Annotated in this window: 18 protein-coding genes; 7 read left to right on the forward strand and 11 right to left on the reverse strand. The window is 56.2% G+C overall.

Annotation, left to right across the window (positions count from 1 at the left end; all coding sequences use genetic code 11):
* Positions 1-56: 56 nt before the first annotated feature.
* Entirely contained in the window at positions 57-1,154 is a 1,098-nt protein-coding gene (locus LT85_RS08355; RefSeq protein WP_052134905.1) for a hemin-degrading factor, read from the reverse strand.
* A 27-nt stretch (positions 1,155-1,181) separates the two neighbouring features.
* Positions 1,182-3,425, reverse strand: a complete 2,244-nt coding sequence (locus LT85_RS08360; RefSeq protein WP_038487373.1) for a TonB-dependent hemoglobin/transferrin/lactoferrin family receptor — start codon at positions 3,423-3,425, stop codon at positions 1,182-1,184.
* A gap of 423 nt (positions 3,426-3,848) precedes the next feature.
* On the opposite strand from LT85_RS08360, the gene LT85_RS08365 reads away from it, so the two are divergent.
* On the forward strand, positions 3,849-4,112 hold the full coding sequence (locus LT85_RS08365) for a hypothetical protein (protein ID WP_038487376.1): 264 nt from the start codon (positions 3,849-3,851) through the stop codon (positions 4,110-4,112).
* Positions 4,113-4,201: 89 nt separating this feature from the next.
* On the opposite strand, the gene LT85_RS08370 is transcribed toward LT85_RS08365, so the two are convergent.
* The 7 genes from LT85_RS08370 to LT85_RS08400 all read right to left on the reverse strand — a co-directional run bounded on the left by LT85_RS08370 (position 4,202) and on the right by LT85_RS08400 (position 13,177).
* Positions 4,202-4,801: a nucleotidyltransferase family protein gene (locus tag LT85_RS08370; protein WP_038487379.1), complete on the reverse strand. Its 600-nt coding sequence runs from the start codon at positions 4,799-4,801 to the stop codon at positions 4,202-4,204.
* On the reverse strand, positions 4,788-5,306 hold the full coding sequence (locus LT85_RS08375; protein WP_052134908.1) for a GNAT family N-acetyltransferase: 519 nt from the start codon (positions 5,304-5,306) through the stop codon (positions 4,788-4,790). Before LT85_RS08375 ends, LT85_RS08370 begins: the two co-directional genes overlap by 14 nt.
* 77 nt (positions 5,307-5,383) lie before the next feature.
* The gene (locus tag LT85_RS08380) at positions 5,384-6,676 is read right to left on the reverse strand and encodes an MFS transporter (protein ID WP_038487382.1); all 1,293 of its coding nucleotides are present in this window, start codon (positions 6,674-6,676) and stop codon (positions 5,384-5,386) included.
* A gap of 30 nt (positions 6,677-6,706) precedes the next feature.
* Positions 6,707-8,029 carry a molybdopterin molybdotransferase MoeA gene (gene moeA, locus LT85_RS08385; RefSeq protein ID WP_437177285.1) on the reverse strand — a complete coding sequence of 441 codons (1,323 nt, stop codon included), beginning with the start codon at positions 8,027-8,029 and terminating at the stop codon, positions 6,707-6,709.
* Positions 8,030-8,040: 11 nt separating this feature from the next.
* Positions 8,041-8,598: a molybdenum cofactor guanylyltransferase MobA gene (gene mobA / locus LT85_RS08390; RefSeq protein ID WP_253273740.1), complete on the reverse strand. Its 558-nt coding sequence runs from the start codon at positions 8,596-8,598 to the stop codon at positions 8,041-8,043.
* Positions 8,599-8,715: 117 nt separating this feature from the next.
* Positions 8,716-9,828 (reverse strand): GTP 3',8-cyclase MoaA, encoded by a 1,113-nt coding sequence (gene moaA, locus LT85_RS08395; protein WP_038487385.1) that lies wholly within the window; start codon positions 9,826-9,828, stop codon positions 8,716-8,718.
* Between the two features lie 202 nt (positions 9,829-10,030).
* Positions 10,031-13,177, reverse strand: a complete 3,147-nt coding sequence (locus tag LT85_RS08400; protein WP_038487388.1) for an Rne/Rng family ribonuclease — start codon at positions 13,175-13,177, stop codon at positions 10,031-10,033.
* 600 nt (positions 13,178-13,777) lie between these two features.
* Here LT85_RS08400 and LT85_RS08405 point away from each other — a divergent pair.
* The 4 genes from LT85_RS08405 to LT85_RS08420 all read left to right on the forward strand — a co-directional run bounded on the left by LT85_RS08405 (position 13,778) and on the right by LT85_RS08420 (position 17,420).
* On the forward strand, positions 13,778-14,884 hold the full coding sequence (locus tag LT85_RS08405) for an RluA family pseudouridine synthase (RefSeq protein WP_038487391.1): 1,107 nt from the start codon (positions 13,778-13,780) through the stop codon (positions 14,882-14,884).
* A 429-nt stretch (positions 14,885-15,313) separates the two neighbouring features.
* On the forward strand, positions 15,314-15,973 hold the full coding sequence (locus LT85_RS08410) for an HAD-IIIA family hydrolase (protein ID WP_038487394.1): 660 nt from the start codon (positions 15,314-15,316) through the stop codon (positions 15,971-15,973).
* A gap of 33 nt (positions 15,974-16,006) precedes the next feature.
* Positions 16,007-16,393, forward strand: coding sequence for a Rieske (2Fe-2S) protein (locus LT85_RS08415; protein WP_038487397.1), 387 nt, complete (start codon positions 16,007-16,009; stop codon positions 16,391-16,393).
* A 43-nt stretch (positions 16,394-16,436) separates the two neighbouring features.
* Positions 16,437-17,420 carry a S49 family peptidase gene (locus LT85_RS08420; RefSeq protein WP_038487399.1) on the forward strand — a complete coding sequence of 328 codons (984 nt, stop codon included), beginning with the start codon at positions 16,437-16,439 and terminating at the stop codon, positions 17,418-17,420.
* Between the two features lie 463 nt (positions 17,421-17,883).
* On the opposite strand, the gene LT85_RS08425 is transcribed toward LT85_RS08420, so the two are convergent.
* Together LT85_RS08425 and LT85_RS08430 are read right to left on the reverse strand one after the other, a co-directional pair.
* Positions 17,884-18,636: an SAM-dependent methyltransferase gene (locus tag LT85_RS08425; protein ID WP_038487402.1), complete on the reverse strand. Its 753-nt coding sequence runs from the start codon at positions 18,634-18,636 to the stop codon at positions 17,884-17,886.
* Positions 18,637-18,640: 4 nt separating this feature from the next.
* Positions 18,641-19,282 (reverse strand): Maf-like protein, encoded by a 642-nt coding sequence (locus LT85_RS08430; protein ID WP_081992748.1) that lies wholly within the window; start codon positions 19,280-19,282, stop codon positions 18,641-18,643.
* A gap of 124 nt (positions 19,283-19,406) precedes the next feature.
* On the opposite strand from LT85_RS08430, the gene LT85_RS08435 reads away from it, so the two are divergent.
* Together LT85_RS08435 and rpmF are read left to right on the forward strand one after the other, a co-directional pair.
* Entirely contained in the window at positions 19,407-19,907 is a 501-nt protein-coding gene (locus LT85_RS08435; RefSeq protein WP_172656959.1) for a YceD family protein, read from the forward strand.
* A gap of 223 nt (positions 19,908-20,130) precedes the next feature.
* A complete protein-coding gene (gene rpmF, locus LT85_RS08440) occupies positions 20,131-20,313 on the forward strand; it encodes a 50S ribosomal protein L32 (protein ID WP_014006864.1) in 183 nt (60 codons plus the stop codon).
* Positions 20,314-20,402 lie beyond the last annotated feature (89 nt).

The raw sequence follows: 20,402 nt of genomic DNA on the forward strand, positions 1-20,402 counted from the left end.
CAAGCCGGCTGCGGTGCTTCCCAAAAGCAGTCGCCGTTGTGCGTTGACGGTATATTTCACGCCTGGGCCTCCTCGGAGATTTCATTGCTTTTCAGCGGCAAGCTCATCACAGCCGCACGCCATGCCGGAAGCTCTGGCTGGCCAGGTTTGCGTACGCCGAACAGCATGGCGATGGTATTGCCGTCATGATCGAACAGTTCGAGCGAAGTGACTTCACCGTCGCTGGTCGGCTTGCTGACTACCCAGCTGGAGGCGATCATGTCTTCCCGCAAATGCAGGTTGAAACCAGGGGCGAGTACATTCAGCCAAGGACCCATGATCTTGACGTTGGACACCGCGCCGGAGTGAATCTGGATCATGCCGCGATTACCGACGAAGACCATGATCGGCAGGGCGCTGGCGGCGGCCTGTTCCAGGATTTTGCGGGTCGCACTATTGTCGACCTGGCGAACGAACTGCGGCGGCGCCAGCCGTAGCGCCTGGGGCCGGCTGACGCCGAAGTCGCGCAGCAAACCAAAGAACTGATGGGTATCGGTCATGCTTTGCCAGGCCGAGCGGAATCCTTCGACGTCGATTTCGGCATCGGCTGTATCGATGGTCGCCGGCGGCAGCGGTTCGGCTGTCATGCCGGGCAGTTGTTCCGGATCGCGCCAGCGCGCCACCAGGGCGTCGAAAGCTGCATGGTCGCTGTGCTCGCGCAAAAATACCTTGTGCACAGCTTCACCGTGCAGATCATAGAATTGCAGGCTTTTTTGCAAGCTCGTTTCCGGACCGCGCGTAATTTCTTCAATCACGGCGCAGGCAAAGCGCCATTGTTTGTAGAAAATCCGCAAATCGATTACTTCGCCCAGCGCCAGCCCGACTTCTCCGTTGTGGCTCATCTTTTGATAAGCGCCATCCTTTTCATGCACCACGCTGTCATTACGGGTGAGCGCCATGACGGCGCCAAGCAGCGGCACTTCTTCGAATAGTTCGACAAAGCGCGGCAGCAGCCGGATTGCTTCGAAGCCAACGCAGGCGGCCATTGCTTCGCCTTCAGAAATGCCGATGGCGGCCGCAGCGTCGCGGTTGCGCAATTTCTTTTCACGCTTGGCGTTCAAGAACTCTTCGCGCAGTTTCTGTTGATGTTGTTGCGGATTGCGGGTGGTAAGCATGGTTTTCTCCTTGTCCGGGAAGTGGATTTAGTATTGGAATTTCAAGCCGACGTTAAAGCTACGGCCTGGCGCGGTATAGGCATCCTTGACTGTCGAGTTGTCAGCCAGTCCGCGGACGTCAGACCAGTTCCAGTACTGGCGGTTGAACAGGTTATGGATGCCGGCATATAGCGCGACATTCTTGCTGATGTTGTAGCCGCCGCGCAGATCGACCACGAACGCCATCGGCGGTGTGAAATCAGTCTGTTTGCTCATGTCGCTGCGGCGCTTGGTGCTTTGATAGATAAAGTCGGTTTGGCCGTACCAGAGATCGCTCGGCTCATAGCGCAAGCCGAACACGGCCATGAATGGATTGACTGTATCAAGCGGCGTGCTGCTACCGTCGGCGCCCTCGGTATGACCCTTGGTATAGGCCAGGCCGGCCTTGACGCCGAGGCCATTGGCGAGTTGCCAATCGATTCTTGCTTCGGCGCCGCTGATGCGGGCGCGGGCGCGGTTAACGTATTGGAAGATCGTCGGGTCGATAAATGGCCGGCCGCTGCCGCCTACTATTTCCTGCGAAATGAAGTTGCTGTAGCGCCCAGTGAATGCGGCCATGCTGTAGCGCAGGACGTCGTTGCCGCCGGTCAGTTTTCCGCGTAAGCCAATTTCAAAGGTGTTGCTGGTTTCCGGTTTCAGATCTGGATTACCGATGGTGGCGTAGCCGTACATCGGATTGCCGAAGCTATTGTTGACCTGGTCCGGAGTTGGTGTGCGGAAGCCGCGCGCATACTGGATATAGGGCAGCAACGCCGGGTTGATTTCGTACATTACGGCCAGTCGTGGTGATACTGCATTGCCGCTGGATTTGGTTGCCTTGCCGGTATAGGCCGGATCGTTTTCATCCGGCGTTAGGCGGTAGCCGTCGAAACGCAGCCCAGGCGTGATGCTGAGAGGACCGTTCTGCGACACGCGGATTTCGTCCTGCAGGAAGCTGCCGAACAGCGTGTAGTCTGTGTTCGGGAAAGCCTTGTTGGGAAACGGAGATTCGCCGGTACCCGGAATGGTGCCGTTGCGCAGGCCGCTGATGCGCGCCGTGCTGACGTCGAAACCATACACGAGCTTGTGTTGCAGCGTGCCGGTGGCGAAGTTGCTTTCTGCTTGCGCCGAGCCGCCGACGGTGCGTTCCTGATAGGTGTTATCGCGCGTGCGGTCCACTGTGGGGAACCGGTCTTCGTAGGAAAACTGATGGTTCTTGGCGTCCTGGAAGTAAAGCTGGGTGTGCGCATTCTGCAAATAGCGGCCGGCGCTGTCCTTGAAATCGTAAGCCAGGCTATAACGATTGCGTTCAAGTTTGTCGTCGGCGTGCAACCCCAGAGTGCTTTTGGTGATGGCGGAAAGCACGTCCGAGTCGGTCTTCTGTTCCTGGTGGCTGATGGCGGCAGTGAATGTATCCTGTGCGCTGGCCTTGAAGACCAGTTTGCCGAGCAGGGCGTTGCCATGGACGTTTTGCGGATTCGCAGTATCGCGGTTAGGACCGAGGATATTGCGCGTGCCCTTGGTGTCAACTTCGTGGCCGTCGCGCTTGTTGGCAATCAGCAAGCCTTCAAAGCGCTCGCCGCCGAACGCAGCAACGGCGGTGGTCGAGGTGCTGCCATCGGTGGAGTCGTAAGTGGGCTTGATCGAGAAATAGGTCGGCTTGTTGAAAATCTTCAAAAAGTCGGCCGGATCCTTGGTGATGAAATTGACCGCACCGGTCAGGCCGTCGCTGCCGTACATGGCCGATGCCGGCCCGCGCAGGATTTCCACGCGCTTGTACATGTCCATTTGCACATAGTCGCCGCGACCGGCTTCCAATGGCCCGAACGAGAACGAACTTGGCAGGCGTATGCCGTCTTCCATCAGCAGGATACGGTTGCCTTCCAGGCCGCGAATGTTGATGCCTTCGTTGCCGCCGCGGCCGCCGGCTGTCGCCGCCGATGTCGGGCGGTAAGGCCCGCGCCTGACAGTAACGCCGGGTTCGTAGCGCAGCAGATCCTTGACGTCCTTCGGTTGTTGTTCCTCAATGGTGGCGGCATTGATGACTGAGATGCTGCTGGGGGTTTGCGACACTGCGGTTTCGCTACGGGTCGCGGTTACCGAGATCTCATCGAACGTATGGTTGGCGGCGTAGTTACCGGCCAACAGCGGCGGCTGGGTCGTGCTTTGCGCCAGCACTGGCGCGGACGCGGTGACCATGGCGAAGATGGCAAAATTGACGGCCGCAGGCAGTTTGCGCAGCGTCGGTTGCATTGGGTGGGATGAATGTAAATTGGGCAAAGCGTCGAACTCCAAAACGAAGCAGCATGTTTAATGGCTGGCAACGCTTGGGGTGCGGCTGGCTGAAAAGAGAGAGTCTGAGATGGACAATACGGCAGGAAGCGTAGTGCACAAACCTAATTATAAATGAGAATCATTATTGTTTGTGGATTTGTATGATAAATTCACGTCATGGACTCCTTCAGCAAATCGAAGGACAAGTTAACTTTCCTCATAGTTACATCTGGTAGCAAATGTGCATTGACGGAAATGGAGATGCACGGCGCTCTGTCCTATACTATGAACACAGCATTGCATGCGCGGGTAGCCTTGGTTTCCTGCGTATTTGCTCGCCATTACAAAAAAAATTGAAAAACATCAAGGCTCTCAACGGGCCTGAAAAGCAAGGAGCTTATTATGCGCAAACTCATGTTCTTGGCGGTAGCGGCCATGTTGGCTGGCTGTGCCACAGATGCAGAACGTTCGCTGCAGGCGCAACGCGACGTCGATCAAATGATGCACATTTATGGCCCGGCTTGTGAACGGATGGGATACAAAGGCAATTCCAACGAATGGCGCGATTGTGTGTTGAAGCTGGATACGAAAGATAATGCACAACGCTATCCGACGACCACGACCTGCTTTGGTCATCCTGGTTTACTTCAATGTAATACCTTCTGACGCCGGCGTTCTTATACCCCTCGCGTGATTTTCAGCCGGACATCGATCTGAAATTGATGATTGATGTCCGGTTTTGGTTTTAAACCACTTCAAATTGCACGTCGTAGTAAAGGCCAGCGTGCAAGCCATTCTTTGTTTTCCATGCGTTGCTCGAACAAAGCATGTTTCTCTCCGACGAAGCGAGGCGTCGGCTGGATAACACCTGCATACAGGTCCTTCAGTCCGAACGGTGCGGCGACTTCGATATTGTTGTTGTTGTTGTTGTTGTTGTTGTTGTTGTTGTTGTTGTTGTTGTTGTTGTTGGCGTACCTGACTGCTACCGCAGTTGCAGTTTCCGGCCAGAAGCGCATCGCGTGGCTGCTTGACTGGTAAGGTGCGTCGTCGTTGCGCACATGCATTCGCGCTTGATTTTTTACAGACCAGGCGATTGAATTGTCTACATCCTTCAGGCGCGCTTCCAGCTGCAGGTCGATAGTTGCGTCATTCTGGCTTGGATCGAACCAGATGACGTCTACGTCGCCGGACAACGGGGATGGGGGGCGTCCGTGCAAGACATCCCAGACGGCATTCCTGATGAAACCCGCTGCAACCCAGCAATCAGGCAGGCGCAAGGCATCCACTAGCGTCAAGATACGCCGCCGTTCCGGATCGGCGCGCAACATCTCTTTTAACTGGCTAAGGTGTTCCATCGTCACATGTGCATTCCATGCATTGCAGGCGCATGGGAATGAAATGAATGCCATGTGCTTCAGTTTTCGGGCCGATTTCTTTGAAGCCGAAGCGCGTGTACACAGGCATAGCAAATGGCGAGGAGTTCACGGTGAAACATTCTGGTTTTGAAACGGATAGCGCTGCTGCCTTTGCCATCTGCCAAAGCCGAGTAGCTAAACCGCGGCGCTGGAACGCCGGGGATACAAATAAATGAAAGACATGACTGCCGTCGCGCAGGGCGATGAAGCCAGCCAGTTGCTTGTCTTCAAACGCGGCGATATATTGATAGCGCGGGTCGGCGATATAACGTGTTTCGGCTTCAGGTGAGATCGACTCGATGAATTTTTCGGTCCCTGTACTCTCTGGATGGATCGCGAATTCATGTAAAAACTGTTGGATCAGGCCGCTGATTGCCGCAGCATCGCTGCTGGCAGCGGAGCGAAAGTCAAATATAGGCGGCGTCAACTCAGCAGCTACGGTCATGGTTTCTGTTGTAATGAAAATATAGAAAGATACGTCTGTCTGCCTGGGGGCACACGAAATTCACACGGTCATGCGGACTAATTATAGTTCCGGAATGCGGCTGGGTATTCTCGTTGATACCAGCCTGTCGCCGTATCGTGATCGAGACTGAGGAAGGCGCGCATTTTCGGAATCAGCGCCAGGCCTATCGTACACAGCGCGATCAAGATGCCGAATAGTATGTAGCATTGCGCCACCGAAGCGTGTAATAAAGCCATGCCTGCCACCGCTGGTCCCAGCGTCGATGAAATTTGCCACGCCAAGGTATTGACCGAGGCATGCCGTGCCCGGTAATTTGCCGGCATCGCGAGCAAGCGATGCGTGACGCCGACAAATTGCGTGGTCGATTGTGAGATGCCGAGCAAAAAAAATGCAGTTGCCAGCAGCAATGGCGATGCCGTCAAGCCTACTACCAGAAGTGCGGTGGCGCGCAGTAGAGTCGCACCTATCAGGGCGTGAAAGCGTCCCAGTTTTCTTGAGAAAAAAGAAGCGCAACCAAGAAAACCGAGGAACATGCCGGACATGATGCCCATGTTGGTCGCTCCCAGCCAAAAGGCGGACAGTCCCAGGCTAGTCACTCTCAAGGCTGCCATCATGCCGATAGCGGGGGCATAAAATACGCCGATGACCAGCATGACCAGCGTCCAGTGCCGTTCCAGCGGTATGTGCCATTTGGCGTGCAAGCCTGCTTGCAATTCATGCCGCCATTGCACGAGTCCGAGCGCCGCCGGTTTGTTCGTTGTCAAAGCCTTGGGTAGTTTGGTGGCGGCAAGCGCCGCGATCAGCAGTAGCGCCACATGCACCCAGAGCGCGCTGGGGATACCGGCGGTGGCGATCACGCTGCCGCCAAGCGCCGGGCCCATGATGCTGCCGAGAGAGCCGCTGACTTTCTGCATGCTCATGGCGAGAGACAGTTTTTCTGCGGTGACCAGTTCCGATGCGATGGTTTGGATGCATGGGATGATGATCGCCATGGCGCACACACCGATCATCTCGCAGGCGATGATGACGTACAGGTGGTAAAAATGCGCTTGCGCCAGCGATGCCAGCACCACACTTTCAAACGCGATGGCGACAAAGCCGATCGCCATCAGGCGCTTTTTTGGATAACGGTCGCCTAAAGGGGAGAGCAGTGGGATGGCAAGCAAGCTGGCGCCGGCCACTATCACGCCAAAGGTCGCGAGGTCGCGGGCGCCGCCATGTTGGGCAATCCACCAGGCGATAGTGATGTTGCCGAGCAGGAGTGCACTCAGCGTCGCCATCTCGCTCACCAGTACCAGAATGAAGGGCCGACCCAGCTGCAATAGCTTGTGCTTGTATTGTCCGAGCATGTTTTTATTGTAGGTGGCCCGCGCCGGGGATCAGATCAAGCCATCGAACAATATTACCTCGACTGTGTCGCCGCTGGCTACGTCCACCTGATCATGCGCCAGCACGATCATGCAGTTGGCTTCCGCCATCGACCGTAAAATACCGGAACCCTGGGCGGCGGTGGGGCGTACCGTCCAATGGCCATCCGTCATGCTGAGGATGCCGCGCTGGTATTCCGTGCGGCCGGGACGCTTGCGGATATTGACCGCAGCAGTAGCGCGCATGAGTGGCAAGGTCTGGGCTTGCGCGCCCATCATTTGCAAAAGCGCATCGCGTGCAAAAAAATAAAATGAGACCATCACTGCCACGGGGTTGCCGGGCAGGCCGAAAAACAATGCTTGCTTGCCGCCGGAAGTAATCCGGCCGAACGCCAGCGGCCGGCCAGGGCGCATGCCGATTTTCCAGAAAGCGACATCACCCAGCTGCGCCATCATTTGTTTGGTGTGATCGGCGTCGCCAACCGAGACGCCGCCAGAAGTGATGATCGCGTCGGCGTTTTCACAGGCGCTGCGGAATGCAGCTTCGAGTGCGACCGGGTCGTCGCCAATTACTCCCATGTCGATGATGTCACAGCCGAGGCGTTGTAGCATGCCGTACAAGGTGTAGCGATTGGAATCGTAGACGCAGCCTGGATCCAGTATTTCACCGACCGAGCGCAATTCGTCGCCGGTCGAGAAAAAGGCGACGCGCAACCGTCGCCGTACCGGAATTTCAGCGATACCCAGGGAGGCCAGCAAACCGAGATCGGCAGGACGCAGGATGCGGCCTTTGCATATGGCCGGCGTACCTGCTTTCAGATCTTCGCCGGCCAGGCGGCAATTGGCGCCTGGCCGGACTGCGGCAGCAGGGATAGTAATTGACGTGGCCGGAGTGCCCGTGGCGACGTGCACGAATTCTTGCGGAATCACGGTATCCAGGCCAACCGGCATCAGTGCGCCTGTCATGATGCGAATTGCCTGGCCCTTGGACGCGGTTCCTTCATAAGCGCGGCCAGCATGAGCGGTACCGGCGACTGTCAGCACGGTATCCGCATCGTGGCGCAGGTCGGCCGAGTTAAAGGCGTAGCCGTCCATCGCCGAGTTGTCGTGCGCGGGCACGTCGATGGGCGAGATGATATCGCTCGCCAGTACTCGGTCCAGTGCGCTGCGCAGGGCGACTTTTTCAATAGCGCCGACCGGCGTGATGAAGGCGTGGATGATGGCCTGCGCCTGCTTGACTGGCATGGCTTGCGGATCGTATCCGGAAACGCAGCTGGTCAATTCGCTGGTCAGTTCTGATAGCGACGGCTGGGCTGGGCGGCTGGAGATGTTCAAATTGTTCTTCTTTATGCGTTGTCGTTGCCAGTGGCGTTCTGCTGCAATTGTTCTTCGGTATTGATGTTGCGAAAGGCGTCTGCGTCGCTGAACAGCGCTTCGCTATAGTTCAGGCGGCGATACCATGCCTCTATCTTACGTCCTCCGGCTTCCAGGTAGTCATTGAGGTCGGTCAATAAACTGCTTTTCAGCAGCATGAATACCGGTTGCGGCTGGATTGCCTTGGTGCGCTCGTCGACTGTAGTGGCTACCGCCAGGTCGGCATCGGCATGTTGCATGGCTTGCGCCAGGACTTGCACCAGATTGAGCGGCAGATAGGGCGAGTCGCAAGGCGCTGTCGCCAGGTAGGGCGTCATACAGTGGCGCAGGCCGGTTTGCAAGCCGGCTAGCGGGCCTGCGAAATCGGCTTGTTCATCCGGCCAGACGGGATGGCCGAACGCGGCGTAGCTGCTCTGGTTGCGGTTGGCGTTGATGATCAGGGTGCTGACTTGCGGCGCCAGGCGGGATATGACATGGGCGGCCATGGCTTGCTGTCCGAGCATGGCCAGGCCCTTGTCGATACCGCCCATGCGCGAACCGCGGCCGCCGGCGATAACTAGGCCGGTGACACAACTAGTGATGCTCAATGAAGCAGGTGGATCCTGGATTTGCAAAGCGTGGCCTCGTGCTTTCTACAGCCGCCGATTTCAGCCGCCGATATATGACATTTCCACTTTTTTCCTGGACGGCGTCAATCCTTCGGTGTTTTGCGTGCGCAATTCGGAGTAACGGTCATCGCGAGCGCGCCACAGCTGGCCGATGACACTCGAGATTTCACGGTCGCTGCCTTCGCTACGTAGCAAGGCGCGCAGATCGTGACCGGCGCTGGCGAACAGGCAGGTGTACAGCTTACCTTCAGTCGACAGGCGCGCTCGTGAGCAGTCGTGACAAAAGGCTTGGGTGACGCTGGAAATGAGGCCGATTTCACCGCCGCCGTCGACATAGCGCCAGCGCTGCGCCGTTTCGCCGAGATAGTTGGCGGCGACCGGCTGCATCGGCAATTCGGTCTGGATCAATTGCGCTACTTCGGCGGAAGACACCACTTCATCCATTTTCCAGCCGTTGGAAGCGCCCACATCCATGTATTCGATGAAGCGCAGAATGTACGGCGTATTTTTAAAATGACGCGCCATCGGCAGGATTTCCTGTTCGTTGACGCCACGCTTGACCACCATGTTGACCTTGATCGGACCGAGTCCAACCTGGTGCGCCACATCCAGTCCGTGCAGCACCTCGGCTACCGGGAAATTGGCGTCGTTCATGCGCTTGAAGATGGATTCGTCGAGCGCATCCAGCGACACAGTGACGCGTTTCAAACCGGCGTCTTTCAGTGCCTGCGCCTTTTTAGCCAGCAGCGAACCGTTGGTGGTCAGAGTCAGGTCGAGTTCTTTGCCATCCGGCGTTTTCAGCGCGCTCAGCATGGCGATCAGTTTTTCAATGTGCTTGCGCAGCAGCGGTTCGCCGCCGGTCAGGCGGATCTTGTGCACGCCGTGGGCGACGAACAGGCTAGCCAGACGGGTAATTTCTTCAAATGACAGTAAGGCGGTATGCGGTAGAAACGCATAATCCTTGTCGAACACAGCACGCGGCATGCAGTAGACGCAGCGGAAGTTGCAGCGGTCAGTCACTGAGATGCGCAAGTCGTGCAGCGGCCTGCCTAATTCATCCGCTATCAGGCCGGTAGGCGTTTCAAGTATGGAGGGCAGCGTCGGCGGCAAGAAATTGCGGCTATCGATCAGCGGGATGACTTTTTTAGTCATGATGTGTTTCTTGGCAGGTATGCAAAATCTCGTACTTCTATACTAGATGGTAACTTCCACAAGATACCATGGCCATCGGCTTTTGGCTTCAGCAGGTTACAGATAGTGTGTATGACGCCAGACGTGACAAAGGGAGTCGTAGACTCCCTTTGTTGTCTTGTCATCTTGCTACGCCGCCATGTTGCCGGCGGCGCAGGCTGGCTTAGGACTGCGAGCGCTGGGTTTCGATCTGCACCAGTGGTTCGCTGACCTGGACCGGCACTGCCTTGCGTTCACGAGGTACGCGTGGTGCAGCGACGATGTTGGCCGTAGCTTCCTGCGCAGCACGCAGCTTGTTCGGGTCGGTCGCTGCCAATGTCAGGCCTGCCGCCGCCAGAACGGTTTGCAGATCTTCCACCTTAGGCGAGGAACTCGATACGGCAGCCTTGACTTCGGCAGGCGCCACAGGTGCTGCCGGTGCTGCTTCTACCGATACTTGCACAACAGCTGCAGGAGCTGCGGCAATCACAACTGGCGCAGCTTCGGCGACGACCGCTGCCGGTGCTTCGACCTGCGGTGCAACATGCTCAACCGGGGCTGGCGCTGTAATGGTCGTCACCAGCGGCTCTACCACTGGATCTGCTGCTACTGGCGCTGCCACCACTGCTTCAGGCTCGGCAACTGTCGGTGCTGGCGCAACCGGAATCCACACTGGTGCGGACACTGGAGTTGGTTCGACTGCAACCACCGGGGCGACTTCCGTTACAGGTGCAACTTCTTGCGGCGCCAGCGGTGCGGCGATAGCGTTCGACAGGACTGTCGGAGCAATCGTCTCAAGATGGGCCGGAACTACAATTTCTTGCGATACCGGAACAGAGGAGGCCATCATCGGCACGTCGTTGCCGACGGCTTCTGCATGGGCAGGCGCAGCGACTGGTTGTGGGACTACCGGTGCGGCCTCATGGACCATTGCAGGAGCTGCGACTGGAGTGACATCGATCGGCGCTGCAACTGCATCAGCTACACCGCTTTCGCCAGCTTCCATGTCCTCGCTACCTTCGCTGCTGCCTTCAGCAGTATCTGTTGTATCGCGATCACGACGGTTGCGGTTGCGGCCACCACGACGGCGACGGCGACGTGGTTCTTCGTCACCTTCAGCCTTGGTTTCAATCCGGCCGCTATCGATCTGTGCCGGTTCTGCCGCTTCAGTAATGCCAACAACAGCAACACCTGCAGTGGCGACTACACCGGCCTTGAGCAAGATGTCATCGACTTTGACTTCGCTCAGGTTTTCCTTGCGCTCTTCGCGTGGCGGACGCGGTGGACGCTCGTTGCGCTCGCGCTTGTTTTCATTGCGGACTTCCGACTTGCTCTCGCTGCCTTCGCGTTGTTCTCTTGGCTCTTTCGATTCGCGCGGAGGACGTGGCGGACGAGCTTGCTGGGTCTTGGTTTCTGCGACTTCGGTCACCACTGGCTTCTTGGTGCTGTCGTCGCGTGTTTCCGGGGCGCTGCCATCGCGGTTACGGCCGCCACGGTTACGGCCACGCTGGCCGCGATTGTTGCGGTCACCGCCGCGATCGCCACGGTCACGCTGTTGCGCGCCCTTGGTTTCCGCAGTCGCAGCCGGTGTAGCTACAGGCGCTACAGGCTTGCTGAAGAAGAAACCGAAGATCTTGCTGAGGAAACCTGCTTCGGCAGGGGCGGTTGCCGCCGCGGTCGTTGTCGGACGTGCTTCGGCGGGCTTGCGCTCAACGATAGGCGCCGGCTGGTCTGGCGTGATGCCCTTGACCACTGCTTCCTGACGCGGTTTACCTTCCTCTTTCTGGGTCTTGCTGTAGCCGATATCGGTATCGGCTTGCTCTGCCATGGCATAGCTGGCCTGGGTTTCTTCCAGGCGAGGATCGTCGTGTTTCAGACGTTCCAGCTTGTAATGCGGGGTTTCCAGATGCTTGTTCGGAATCAGGATGATACCGACGCGATGACGGGTTTCGATCTTCAGGATCTCGCCGCGCTTTTCGTTCAGCAGGAAAGCGGCGACGTCGACCGGGGCCTGGACGTGGATCGCGGCCGAATTCTCTTTCATTGCCTCTTCCTGGATGATGCGCAGGACTTGCAGGGCCGAGGATTCGGTATCGCGGATATGGCCGGTGCCGTTGCAACGCGGGCAAGTCACGTGGCTGCCTTCCGACAGTGACGGACGCAGGCGCTGGCGTGACAGTTCCATCAGGCCGAAGCGTGAAATCTTGCCCATCTGGACGCGTGCGCGGTCATAGCGCAGAGCATCCTTCAGGCGGGTTTCGACTTCGCGCTGGTTCTTCGAATTCTCCATGTCGATGAAGTCGATCACGATCAGGCCGCCCAGATCGCGCAAGCGCAATTGGCGGGCGACTTCTTCAGCGGCTTCGCAATTGGTGTTGAATGCCGTGGTTTCGATATCGCCGCCGCGGGTTGCGCGGGCCGAGTTGACGTCCACGGAAACCAGCGCTTCGGTATGGTCGATCACAATGGCGCCGCCGGATGGCAGTGGCACGGTGCGCGAATACGCGGTTTCGATCTGGTGTTCGATCTGGAAGCGGGAGAACAGCGGCACATCGTCGCGATAACGCTTAACGCGGTGCACCATGTCAGGCATGACGTGCGCCATGAACTGCTGCGCCTGGTCGTGGATTTCGTCGGTATCGATCAGGATTTCGCCGATATCGGGCTGGAAGTAATCACGGATCGCGCGGATTACCAGGGACGATTCCTGATAAATCAGGAAAGCGCCGTTGCCTTGTGTGCCGGCGCCTTCGATAGCGCGCCAGAGTTGCATCAGGTAGTTCAAGTCCCATTGCAATTCATCAACATTACGGCCGATGCCGGCGGTGCGGGCAATCACTGACATGCCGTTTGGCAGGTCCAGTTTGTCCATGGTCTCGCGCAGTTCCTGGCGATCTTCACCTTCGACGCGACGGGAAACACCGCCACCGCGTGGATTGTTCGGCATCAGGACCAGATAGCGGCCAGCCAGCGAGACGAAAGAGGTCAGGGCGGCGCCTTTATTGCCGCGCTCTTCCTTTTCCACCTGGACCATGATTTCCTGGCCTTCGCGCAGGGCTTCCTTGATCGATGCGGTACGGACGTCGACGCCTTCTTTAAAGTAGGTGCGGGCAACTTCCTTGAACGGCAAGAAGCCATGACGCTCTTCACCGTAGTTGACGAAACAGGCTTCCAGCGACGGCTCGATACGGGTAATCACACCTTTGTAGATATTGGACTTGCGTTGTTCGCGTCCGGTGGTTTCGATATCGATGTCGATGAGCTTTTGCCCGTCAACAATAGCCACGCGCAGTTCTTCTTGCTGCGTAGCATTAAACAACATGCGTTTCATTTTTTCGCTCCGTGACCCTTGGGTCAATTCAATGGCGCTTAATGATGCTGTTCATCAGCATTCTGTCAGCGCCAAAAAGTACAGGGATGTACGCGAGAACGGAGTGTCCGTGGGAGAGAATTGCCTTGGTGTGTCAGCGCCTGATCTGCGTAAGCAGGGCGCAATGCACAGGCGCGGATGCAGTGCTGTCGTTTTACTGATTACTACCAGCGTGCACCGGTACAGCGTCTTGCAGTTCGCGGAACGCGAGCATGACGCCTGGCGGTGAGCAGCTTGATAGAGCCAAATGAAGCATTGGTTTCAGTAAAGTTAATCGACAAATTTATAAGCACTACATCAACCGGCGAGCCCGTCGCGATTAATCGCATCGGGCTCGCCGGACTTTATCCTAATCATCCAGACATTCTTGTTCAGCATCCGTGCGCGCTATCCGATGACAACAACGGTGCGACCTTGACTCGCGCAGGGGTGATGCGTACACATTTCCCATCAAATTTGCAAATTGGCGAGGCTGATGGGGACGCCCCTGTGTAGAATGGTCTTTTTATTCTTACACCAGCAACTGTTTCTGAACAGTTGCGGAACAATTATATATTCAAAATGAAGGACTTAGCGAGATTTTCTGGAGGGCGAGTCAAGTCTCGCCCCGAGGCGCGGACACAAGCCGCGTCCAAGCATAAGGCCGAACCCAAAGTAGCCGTAAAGCAAGAGGTGCAGGCCCCGCCAGCGCCTTTACAAGTGCAGTTGCTGACCATTGGGGAAGAGGATGCCGGTCAACGGATCGACAATTTTTTGTTGCGTATTTGCAAAGGAGTGCCGAAGAGCCACATTTATCGTGTGCTGCGTTCGGGTGAAGTGAGAGTGAATAAAGGCCGTATCGATCAGACTTATCGTTTGATCGAAGGGGACGTTATTCGTGTGCCGCCGATTCGAATTGCTGAAAAGCAAGATCAAATGGTGCCAGGCGCTGAATTCAAAATATTGCTGGAAGATAATCACATGCTGGTGATCGACAAGCCAGCAGGAGTCGCGGTGCATGGCGGTTCCGGCGTCAGCTATGGCGTCATTGAGCAACTTCGTGCTGCGCGCCCGGAAGCCAAGTTCCTGGAGCTGGTGCACCGGCTAGACCGCGATACGTCCGGTATTCTATTGTTAGCAAAGAAACGTTCGGCACTGACCAATTTGCATGAACAAATGCGCGAAGGCGATACCGACAAGCGCTATCTGGTATTGGTGCATGGCGATTGGCAAAACGAGCGCCAGCATATTAAATTGCCTTTGCATAAGTATACGGCGGCGGATGGCGAGCGCCGTGTGCGGGTTCAGGCCGATGGCCAGGCGTCCCACACGATCTTTAACCTGATCCGCCGTTATGGCGACTATGCTTTGCTTGAGGCAGAACTGAAGACAGGCCGCACCCATCAGATCCGTGTGCATTTGTCATCCAGCGGCTTTGCGATTGCCGGCGATGATAAATATGGCGATTTTGCCCTTAATCGCGCCTTGCAAAAAGCCGACGGTTCGCGCATCGCGCTGAAACGGATGTTTTTGCACGCTTATCAGATTACGTTCGCCCACCCTGAGACAGGCAAGCCGATAACCCTGAAAGCGCCGTTGCCGCCGGAATGTGAAAAATTCCTGAAAAGTTTGCCTGATGGGAAATCGGATAATGTTGCTTCCGCGCCATCGCGTACTACGGGCGATTAAAATATCAGTTAGTATTTATCTATTGGTTTGGCGCAGTTAATTACTGATCGGCAAACTAGGGCCTGTTGACATATGATTTGGGAGATGCGTTCAAGTCAAGCCGTGTGCTGGCAAGGCGCATGGCGTAGCTGGGGCTGAAGCCCCAGCTACGCCATGCAACGCCGCCAGCGCACGGTTTGGTTTGAACCCTCCGGGAACGGCTGCAGGCGTCGCATGCCGTTGTTGCAGCTTCTTGCCGTAGCACCGCTACGTCGCGTCGCTGCGCCTAGGCCTGCAACGCCTGCCGCGCGTTCGCACTCCCAAATCATATGTCAATAGGCCCAAAAAGTTGCTGCAAACACAGATGGCTATGAGGAGCAACAATGCCAGATGCGTGTGCAACAGCCTCGAAATCCACGAACAGGAGTCGGCAAGCGATTGCCGGGTTATATGGCGCGAAAGAATTTTGATTTAATCGTTTTTGATTGGGATGGCACCTTGATGGACAGTACCGCCATCATCGTAAAGTGTATCCAGGCTGCAGCCAAGGATCTGGGATTGCCGATTCCAGACAACAAAGCTGCCGCGCATGTAATCGGACTTGGTCTGGGTGAGGCATTGCAGATGGCGATGCCGGGCTTGGAGGCGAGCCAGTATCCGCGGGTAGTGGAGCGCTATCGCTATCATTATCTGGCGCAGGACCAGGACCTGACCCTGTTCGATGGCGTGCGAGAAATGCTGGCCGATCTGTCGCAGCAAGGTTATTTCCTGGCGATTGCGACCGGTAAGAGCCGGGTCGGGCTGAATCGCGCCTTGCATGAAACCAAGCTGCTATCGGTGTTTGATGCTACGCGCTGCGCCGACGAAACCTTCTCCAAGCCGCATCCGGCCATGCTGCAGGAGCTGACGCGTGAACTGGGCCAGGATTTGAAGCGCACCGTGATGATCGGCGATACTACGCATGATCTGCAAATGGCAATCAATGCGGGCGCTGCGGGGATCGCCGTCCAGTACGGCGCACATCCGGCGCACGAGCTGAATGCCTTGAAGCCATTGTTCAGTGCGACGTCAACGCCGCAATTGCACGATTGGCTGATCAATAACGCTTGATGCACGGCTCCATGTTAACGAGGGTGTTGCGCGATGTCTGAACAAGCCGTAAATAGTCTGCGGATTCCCATCTGCGCCTCATCCGCATTGGCTGAGCGCGGCAAGGGCGTGCGCTTTCCGGTAACCGCCTGGGGTGACGACGCGGTGGCGTTTGCGATTCGCTACGACAATGTGGTGCATGCTTACCTGAATCGTTGTGCGCATGTGGCGATGGAGCTGGACTGGAACGAGGGCGATTTTTTCGAATCCAGCGGCTTGTACCTGATGTGCGCCACGCATGGCGCAGTGTATGAGCCAGAGACAGGAAGATGCGCCGGCGGTCCCTGCCGCGGTGGCCGTTTGCACAAGATTTTAGTTGAAGAAAGCAATGATCAGGTGTTCTGGATCCCTGATGAATACGTGCGGCCGGCAATTGCCTGACGAGGTATTGAATGATCTTGGATAATTGACGTGAGTGAGCACCATGAGCAATAACGAGTTTGATAGTGTGGGTTCCGCAGGGCTGGAAAAAAAGGCCGGCTGGGAGCGTGAGCTGTTGGAGAAGCTGGCGTTTGCATCGTTGCGAGAGCAGCGTGCGCGCCGCCGCTGGGGTATTTTCTTCAAGCTGGCGCTGCTTGCCGTGGTCTGCTTCGCATTCTGGCTGGGCATGAATTACGAAGGTTCGGATACGCAAACTGTCGGCGCCCATACCGCGCTGGTCAAGATCAATGGCGCGATCGAATCGGAAGGCAACGGCTCGGCCAGCGTGGTTGTGCCCGCGCTCGATAATGCGTTTGCCGCCGATGATTCGGTCGGCGTGATCTTGCGTATCAACAGCCCAGGCGGCAGCCCGGTACAAGCGGGAATCATCAACGATGAAATCACGCGCTTGCGCAAGGAATATCCGAACAAGCCACTGTATGTGGTGGTCGACGAGATGTGTGCTTCAGGCGGTTACTACATTGCAGCTGCGGCCGATAAAATTTATGTCAATAAAGCCAGCATCGTTGGCTCCATCGGCGTGCTGATGGATGGCTTTGGTTTCACCGGCTTGATGGACAAGGTCGGCGTTGAGCGGCGCCTGTTGACGGCCGGGGAGAACAAGGGCTTCCTTGATCCGTTCAGCCCGATGAGCGCAACCCAAAAAGGATATGCGCAAACCATGCTGGCCGAAATTCACCAGCAGTTCATCGACGTCGTCCGCAAGGGCCGCGGTGCCCGCCTGAAAGAAACGCCCGAAACTTTCTCCGGCTTGTTCTGGAGCGGTTCCAAAGCCATTGATATGGGGCTTGCCGATGGTTATGGCACTGTGGACAGCGTTGCGCGCGATGTCTTGAAGCAGGAAGATATCGTCGATTACACCAAGAGTGAAGGTTTGCCTGAGCGCGTGCTGAAAAAATTCGGTGTGGCGATGGGGGCTGGCGTGGTGCAGTCGCTGGCGAATGAAGTAAGGCCAAGCTTGCGTTGAATTTTTCGTATTGAATTTTAGCGTTAAGCTTTATTCAACAGCCCGCCCGCAAGAAATTGCCGGCGGGTTTTTTTATGAAAAGCGAATGTTGAAAGCGCTATAACGTAATACCGTATTACCGTAATTCGCCTTGTATCTTCGTGATCCTGGCATATATTAAAGGAACTAAAGGAAAAGCGAACGGAGGAGGCGAATATCGGAATAGCAAACTCGTTGGCCACTCAGTTAAAATTGTTTCGGTAGCAAAAAATCATTCCAGCTGCAATACAACCCCTTGCATTGGAATAATTTTTGATTACTGGACAACCCACCGCATCGCGGATGCGGCACCGAGAAGTTTTCGACTTCTCACCCCCTGTCTTTCGAGGCTAGCAAGAACGGCGTCGGCGCAATACCGATGCCGTTTTGCATTGGGGGAGCTGGTTTGATTGCGCGTAAATCCTGACAGTGCGCAGACAGAAAGTTACTGCGCCAAAAATAAAAATACAGTCGGTTTCTTGTGAAAATCTGGATGTTTGCCAGCCGCTAATGCTGTTTTCCATTTGGCGGCGGTTTGTGTCCGGATGGTTTCCGAGGGCAGCGTCAAGTCAGTGGCGACGCAGATCAGCGTGCCGGGCTGGCAGTTGTTGGCCAGCGCTTCGAGGAAAGCGCCATTGCGATACGGCGTTTCAATGAACAGCTGCGTCTGCTGGTCTTGGCGCGAGCGCAGTTCCAGGGCCTTGATGCGTTTGTTGCGCTGGTCGGCGTCGGTCGGCAGGTAACCGTTGAAGGCAAAACTCTGGCCGTTGAGTCCGCTGCTCATGACCGCCAATAGCAGCGAAGACGGGCCGACCAGGGGTCTGACCTGAATGTTATGGACATGCGCGAGGCGAACCAGGTTTGCGCCGGGATCTGCGACTGCGGGCACGCCGGCTTCTGAAATCAGACCAGCATCCTGGCCGGCAAGGATCGGCGCCAGCAAGGCTGGCAACGCGGCGCTGGCGGTATTCACATTCAGTTCGGCGATCTGGATTTCCTGCAGCGGCTTGGTCAGCGGCTGGACGGCGTTCACCAGTTTCAGGAACGCGCGTGTGGTCTTTGCATTTTCGGCAATGAAATAATCGAGCCTGGCGGTCTGCGCCTGAACTTCAATCGGAATGATGGCGGCCAGCGGTTGCGCCAGATCGGCGTCGCTTTGACCAAGGGTGTTGGGGATTAAATACAGGATGCCTGGCATGGGTCTACTTTGTGAAAAACGGAAGGGCGGCGCGGCGTAGCATACTGGTCAGCGCGATCAATGGCAATCCGGTCAATGCCGTCGGATCGGTGCTTTCTATTTTTTCCAGAATGGCGATGCCCAGCCCTTCGTTTTTCGCACTGCCGGCGCAGTCGTAGGGTTGTTCAATGTGCAAATACGCTTCCAGTTCGGCGTCAGGCAGATCGCGGAAGGTAACAAATGTCTGGACGTTTTCTATCTGGGCGGCGGCCTCGGCCTGCTGTTCTCGTCCATCCCAAAGACAGAGGGCGGTATGGAAGATTACGCGGTGGCCGCGCATTTTCTGCAATTGTTTCAATGCATTGCCGTGATTGCCAGGTTTGCCGATCTGTTCGCCGTCCAGCGTGGCGACCTGGTCTGAGCCGATCACCAATGTGCCCGGCACAGCCAGCGCCACTGCGCGCGCCTTTGCCAGCGCCAGGCGCAGTGCAGTGGCTTCGGGTGTTTCGCCGGGGAGCGGGGCTTCCTCGATATCCGGCGCCATGACCTCGAAAGGAATCTGTAATCTGGAAAGCAATTCTTTGCGGTATTTGGAGCTGGAGCCCAGGATCAGGCGCGGCAAGGGTGGTAGCATGTCGGATGCAGTCGTCTGTTGTAAAGAGGCCATGATTTTCGCCATTTGAGCGCCTGCTCGGCGATAAAAGCCGGAAAATGCGCTAACACTTTGACGAATAAAGGGAAAGGCTGTTATTATCGCAGGTTTTCCGGGTTCGGCTGGGTTCAGCGTTATTATGAGTGCTTTTATAATCGACGCCTTTGAGTATTCGCGCCATAAAGAGCGCCGTGAAGGCGAAATCGCTGTGGCCGACCTGAGTCGCCTGGCAGATGAGTCGGCAGACCGCTCCGGCGTGCTCCATTGGGTACTGATAGGTGGCGTTGATTCCTTGGGGCATCCGCAATTGACGATGTCGGTCACCGGCGCAATCAAGATCATGTGTCAACGTTGCTTGACCCCATTTGCCTTCGATATCGATGCGGAATCCGTGCTGGTATTGGCAAAAGATGAAGAAAGCGCCGATGAGATCGATGCGCTGCTTGATAATGATGAAATCGATGTCATCGTCGGCACTAAATCACTGAATATTATTGAATTGATTGAAGACGAGGCCTTATTGGCCTTGCCGCTCTCGCCCAAGCATCCGGTTTGTCCAGACCCGTCTGCGCTGGAAGGGCTGAAGAGCAGTAAAAAAGAATCGCCGTTCGCGATGCTCAAGAATTTGAAGCAGCAATAAACAATGCAGTAAATAGAATCTGTCACGGATTCGATAAAGAATTGCGGTAAATTTGTCGCGCTGATTTTCACAGTCGTAGAGTGTGATTTTGATGATGTGTGACTAAGGTGTGGCAATAGGTAGTAAAATCCGCGCATACAAACGCGGCAGGAGTATCCAGCCTTTCCCTGTTCTGAGGGTTGGATATGTTAAACTTTAAGATCTTAAGAAAGCAGGAGTTATCATGGCAGTTCAACAAAATAAGAAGACCCCATCGAAGCGCGGCATGCATCGCGCCCACGATTTTCTGGTTGCACCTCCGCTGGCTATCGAGCCAACGACTGGTGAAACACATCTGCGTCACCACATCAGCCCGAACGGCTTTTACCGTGGTCGTAAAGTGTTGAAGACCAAGAACGACGAGTAATTCTGTTCTTGTGATGCAGGTTGAAGGCGGCGCGATGAGTTTTTCTCAGTAGCGCCGTTTTTGTATGCGTAATAAATCCTTGCGTCATT

It is taken from the genome of Collimonas arenae (assembly GCF_000786695.1).
Lineage (GTDB): Bacteria > Pseudomonadota > Gammaproteobacteria > Burkholderiales > Burkholderiaceae_D > Collimonas > Collimonas arenae_A.